6 protein-coding genes and 1 pseudogene are annotated in these 4,691 nt (G+C 53.8%); 3 read left to right on the top strand and 4 right to left on the bottom strand.

Annotation, left to right across the window (positions count from 1 at the left end):
- From Q0510_RS19535 to gatC, 4 genes and pseudogenes are all read right to left on the bottom strand, one after another.
- Positions 1 to 295, bottom strand: a pseudogene (locus Q0510_RS19535) (tyrosine--tRNA ligase); the annotation flags it as partial.
- 58 nt (positions 296 to 353) lie between these two features.
- Entirely contained in the window at positions 354 to 914 is a 561-nt protein-coding gene (locus tag Q0510_RS19530) for a cob(I)yrinic acid a,c-diamide adenosyltransferase (RefSeq protein WP_298715492.1), read from the bottom strand.
- An 81-nt stretch (positions 915 to 995) separates the two neighbouring features.
- Positions 996 to 1,706, bottom strand: a complete 711-nt coding sequence (locus Q0510_RS19525) for an ABC transporter ATP-binding protein (RefSeq protein ID WP_298715491.1) — start codon at positions 1,704 to 1,706, stop codon at positions 996 to 998.
- Between the two features lies 1 nt (position 1,707).
- The gene (gene gatC, locus Q0510_RS19520; protein ID WP_298715490.1) at positions 1,708 to 1,998 is read right to left on the bottom strand and encodes an Asp-tRNA(Asn)/Glu-tRNA(Gln) amidotransferase subunit GatC; all 291 of its coding nucleotides are present in this window, start codon (positions 1,996 to 1,998) and stop codon (positions 1,708 to 1,710) included.
- Between the two features lie 148 nt (positions 1,999 to 2,146).
- On the opposite strand from gatC, the gene trpS reads away from it, so the two are divergent.
- The 3 genes from trpS to Q0510_RS19505 all read left to right on the top strand — a co-directional run bounded on the left by trpS (position 2,147) and on the right by Q0510_RS19505 (position 4,653).
- A complete protein-coding gene (gene trpS / locus Q0510_RS19515; protein WP_298715489.1) occupies positions 2,147 to 3,151 on the top strand; it encodes a tryptophan--tRNA ligase in 1,005 nt (334 codons plus the stop codon).
- Between the two features lie 33 nt (positions 3,152 to 3,184).
- The gene (locus tag Q0510_RS19510; RefSeq protein WP_298715488.1) at positions 3,185 to 3,817 is read left to right on the top strand and encodes a deoxynucleoside kinase; all 633 of its coding nucleotides are present in this window, start codon (positions 3,185 to 3,187) and stop codon (positions 3,815 to 3,817) included.
- Between the two features lie 125 nt (positions 3,818 to 3,942).
- Positions 3,943 to 4,653 carry a hypothetical protein gene (locus Q0510_RS19505; protein WP_298715487.1) on the top strand — a complete coding sequence of 237 codons (711 nt, stop codon included), beginning with the start codon at positions 3,943 to 3,945 and terminating at the stop codon, positions 4,651 to 4,653.
- The last annotated feature ends 38 nt before the right edge of the window (positions 4,654 to 4,691 follow it).

The following is a 4,691-nucleotide window of genomic DNA, read 5'->3' as shown; positions in this document are numbered from 1 at the left end:
TACTGTTGAGGTTGTGCTGCAACGTATCGAGGTCGAGCATTTTGCGTTCTTCCGCCTTGAAGGAGGGGTCGCCTACCATGCCGGTAGCGCCGCCAACGAGCGCGAGGGGCTTGTGGCCGGCGCGCTGCAGGTGCTTCAGCAGCATAATGGGAACGAGGTTGCCCACATGCAGCGAGTCCGCCGTAGGGTCGAAGCCCACGTAAGCGGTCGTCATTTCCTTTTCCAGCTGTTCTTCCGTGCCTGGCTTGATATCCTGTATCATACCGCGCCAGCGCAATTCCGATATTAGATTCATGAAACGGTGAAAAATTTTTGCAAAGTTACGTTTATATCGACGATTAACCGTCTTTTTATCACATCCGGGGCCGCCAGGGCAGTTCTTCCACCTGCAGCTGATGACCTACGTACCGGGCCAGCATGAACAGGTAATCGCTCAGGCGGTTCAGGTATTGCAGCACCAGGGGCTCCACGGGCTGCCCTTCGTCCTGCAGCGCCACGCAGAGGCGTTCGGCCCTGCGGCACACGCAACGGGCGATATGACAGTGCGATACCGCCACATGGCCGCCGGGCAGGATGAAGTGCTTCATTTCTGGGAGGATTTCATCCATCTTGTCCATCGCGTCTTCCAGCATTTTAACGTCTTCCTCGTGAAGGTCGGGCCGCTTCATTTTGGAGTCCTTCTCCGGATCGGTGGCCAGGGAGGCGCCGATGGTGAACAGGCGGTCCTGCGACTCGCGCAGCATCGCTCTAACGCCGGGGTCGGTCATATGGTCGTTAACGAGGCCGATCCAGGAGTTGAGCTCATCCACGGTTCCGTACGTTTCGATGCGCAGGTGCCCTTTGGAAACTTTGGTGCCGCCGATGAGGGAGGTCTTGCCCTTGTCTCCGGTTTTGGTATATATTCTGAATGCCATGTCCAGGGTTTTGGGCGAATGTACTAAAAAAAGCGGCCGCCTTTTGGGGGCAGCCGCTTCGAATATGATAAGATAACCGGGCTATTTTGCCAGGGTTTCCTTGATGGCGTTCATTTTATCGGATTCCACCACGCCGTCGCGCAGGCGGATGATCCGGCGGGCGTGTTCGGCGATATCTTCTTCGTGCGTTACCAGCACAACGGTATTGCCGCCGGCGTGGATCTTACCGAAGATATCCATGATTTCGACGGATGTTTTGGTGTCCAGGTTACCGGTGGGCTCGTCGGCAAGGATGAGGGAAGGGTCGTTCACCAGCGCCCGGGCGATGGCCACGCGCTGGCACTGGCCGCCCGACAATTCGTTGGGTTTGTGTTTATACCGTTCGCCCAGCCCTACTTTTTCCAGCATGGCCCTGGCCTTGTCTTCCCGTTCCCGCTTGCTGATGCCGGCGTAAATAAGGGGCACCGCCACGTTTTCGAGGGCGGTAAGCCGGGGCATGAGGTTGAATTGCTGGAACACGAAGCCGATCTCCTGGTTGCGGATGCGGGCGAGCTCGTTATCCTCCATGCTGCTCACGTCGTGCCCGTTGAGGATGTATTTGCCGGCGGTGGGCGTGTCCAGCGCGCCGAGAATATTCATCAGGGTGGATTTGCCGGAGCCGGAAGGGCCCATCAGCGCTACATATTCATTGCGGTTGATATCGATACTCACGCCTTTCAGCACGGGTAACTCGTTTTTGCCGATGAAATAGCTTTTCCGGATGCCTTCCAGGTGGATAACGGATTGGGTCATATTATTTCTTGATTACTTTGGGAACGCTGAAATATTCGTCGGTATGGACGGGTGCGTTACGGAGGCCTTCTTCCCGGGTGATTTCGGGGATCACCGCATCTTCTCTGAAAACATTGACGTCGCGGGTCATATGCAGCAGTGGTTTCACATCCGTTGTGTCCAGTTCGTTCAGTTTCTCCACAAAGGTGATCATCCGCTGGAGGTCCAGCCGGATTTCCTCCCCTTCTTCCTGGCCGATTTCCAGCCTGGACAGGGTCGCCAGTTGCCGGATCAGGGCGTCATTCACTTCCATGTGTTTAAATTAACGATTTAAAGCTAATAAAATGTATTCATATAACCGATAAATGTGATCGGTCGCACAAAAATAGGGATTATTAGGCGGGTTCCTGATGTATCCTTTCCCCAAAGCCTTGTTAAAATTTCTTATTTTGCGGCCCGATATGGCTAAGGAAAAAGAAATCGTAGTGAGCGGCATCCGCTCTACCGGCATTTTGCACCTCGGAAACTATTTTGGTGCCATCCGCAATTATATCCGGATGCAGGAAGAATTCAACTGTTATTTTTTCGTGGCCGACTGGCATGCGCTGACCACCCATCCCGATCCCACCAGCCTCCGCGGCAACGTGTACCGGGTACTGGCGGAAAACATCGCATCCGGCCTCGATCCGGAAAAAGTGACGCTGTACGTGCAGAGCGACATCCCCGAGATCGCGGAACTCTACCTGCTGCTCAATATGATGGCTTATAAAGGCGAACTGGAGAAAGTTCCGACCTTCAAGGACAAGGTGCGCCAGAACCCGGATAACGTGAACGCCGGCCTGCTGACGTACCCCGTCCTCATGTCTGCCGACATCCTCATTCACCGCGCGGTGAAAGTGCCCGTGGGCAAAGACCAGGAGCAACACCTGGAAATGAGCCGCAACTTCGCGCAACGCTTCAATAACCGTTACGGCGAGCTCTTCCCTGAACCGTACCCGTTCAATTACGGCGACGATCTCGTGCGTATCATGAGCCTCGACGGCAATGGGAAAATGAGCAAAAGCGAAAACGAGAACTCTACGCTGTACCTCAACGACAGCGACGATGCCATCCGCAACAAGATCAAAAAAGCCAAAACAGACAGCGGCCCGCAGGAAGCCAATTCCGCGAAACCCGACTATATCGAAAACCTGTTCACGCTCATGAAACTGGTGTCTGCACCGGATACCGTTGCGTTTTTCGATTCGGCGTTCAGCAACTGCAACATCCGTTACGGCGATATGAAAAAGCAGCTGGCGGAAGATATGGTGAACTTTATCCGCCCGATCCGCGAGAAGGCCGAGGCGATCGGGCAGGATCATGAATACCTGCACCGGATCATGCGCCAGGGCGCGGAGAAATCGCGCGAGTCTGCGGCTGCAACGCTGAAAGAAGCGCGCCGCCTGATGGGCATCAATTTCTATTGATATTATTATCTTGTTGAATCATACCCCCAATGCATGGCAAAGAATAAAGTGAAACATATCGCGGTAGCGGGCAATATCGGCGCCGGAAAAACCACGCTTACCGAGATGCTTTCGAAGCATTATAAATGGATACCGCAGTTCGAAGATGTGGAGCATAATCCGTACCTGAGCGATTTTTATGATGATATGCCCCGCTGGTCGTTTAACCTGCAGGTGTATTTCCTGCACAGCCGCCTGAAGCAGCTGGTGGATATCCAGCATGGAAAGGAAACGGTAATCCAGGATCGCACCATATATGAGGATGCGCATATTTTTGCGCCCAACTTGTATGAAATGGGCCTGATGACGAAGCGCGATTTCGACAATTATTTCAACTTTTTCGAAACGTTGAAATCGATGGTGAAACCGCCGGATTTGCTGATTTACCTGCAGGCTTCCGTGCCTACGCTGGTGGCGCAGATCCAGAAGCGGGGGCGTGAATACGAGGAAAATATCCGGCTCGACTACCTGAAACGGCTGAACGAATATTACAACAGCTGGATCGAAAAATATAAGGATGGTCCTTTGCTGATCATCGACGTCGACAAAAATAAGTTCCCAGAAAAAGAAGAAGATCTCGGCGAAATTATTTCGCGCGTAGATTCAGAGCTGTATGGGCTTTTCTAGGATTTCAGATAATAAATTGTATCTCCGTTGAACGGTAAATCTCCGTTTTTCGGAGATATTTTTTTTGGTGTAAATGCCCGGCTCCATTAGTTTTGAGATCATTGTTTGATAAACCCGTTTTTGAAATGACCATTGTTTGCCAGCTTACCCTGCATTGGGTATTTCTGCAATTATTTACGATTCCTCCGATATGGGAGGCATTCAGCACCTGGAATGAACCGGGGCGCCTGGCTGCGTTGCGGCGCGCGGCTGCGGGCGTGTATACTGAACAACGATTTTTGATCGATGGATGGCGTGTGCATGCGCTTTCTGTGGCGATTCCTGCAGGAGGGGGCGTAACGGGTGTGCGGGTGCTGCATGCGGGTGTGCGGCGGTATGCGGATACGCGAATCCATCTTTTGTATGGCCTGCGCATGGGGAAATCCGTCATGGCCTCGGCAGGACTGGGGTACGGAAAGGGTGGTCCGGAAGCGGAACTGGGGTCGGTCTGGGACGTGGGGAAGTCTTGCCGCTTTGGCGTACAGCTAAGCATGGGCGCGGAAGGGGCGGGGTATGGCGGTTTATCGCTGACGTACGGGACCGGCTTGCCGTTGGAGCTGGAACTGGCGGCGGGAAAGGAGGCGGGATATCCTTTGTCGGGCAGGGTGCAGCTCATGTACCGGCCGGTGGAGCGATTCGTGCTGATGGGAGGCTATGCGGCGGGGCCCCTGTTGCCCTTCTGCGGAGTGGGCTGGGCGGCGGGCTGGTGGAAAATGGGCATCGTGGGGCGGTGGCATCCATACCTGGGCGTATCGCCAGGTATTATGATCGGATGGAGTGGTCGGGAGCATAAATGAATTTCATTGCTTGTTGATCGTATTCAATAAGATGGGAT

Origin of the sequence: uncultured Chitinophaga sp. (assembly GCF_937874145.1) — a bacterium.
Taxonomy (GTDB): domain Bacteria; phylum Bacteroidota; class Bacteroidia; order Chitinophagales; family Chitinophagaceae; genus Chitinophaga.
Note: the sequence above shows the minus strand (reverse complement) of the source record. Positions and strands in the feature narration are given on the sequence as shown.

Excerpts from the sequence above, each read along its gene's own strand:
- Q0510_RS19530 (WP_298715492.1), bottom strand. The coding sequence starts at position 914 with ATGGCATTCAGAATATATACCAAAACCGGAGACAAGGGCAAGACCTCC.
- Q0510_RS19525 (WP_298715491.1), bottom strand. The coding sequence starts at position 1,706 with ATGACCCAATCCGTTATCCACCTGGAAGGCATCCGGAAAAGCTATTTC.
- gatC (WP_298715490.1), bottom strand. The coding sequence starts at position 1,998 with ATGGAAGTGAATGACGCCCTGATCCGGCAACTGGCGACCCTGTCCAGG.
- trpS (WP_298715489.1), top strand. The coding sequence starts at position 2,147 with ATGGCTAAGGAAAAAGAAATCGTAGTGAGCGGCATCCGCTCTACCGGC.
- Q0510_RS19510 (WP_298715488.1), top strand. The coding sequence starts at position 3,185 with ATGGCAAAGAATAAAGTGAAACATATCGCGGTAGCGGGCAATATCGGC.
- Q0510_RS19505 (WP_298715487.1), top strand. The coding sequence starts at position 3,943 with ATGACCATTGTTTGCCAGCTTACCCTGCATTGGGTATTTCTGCAATTA.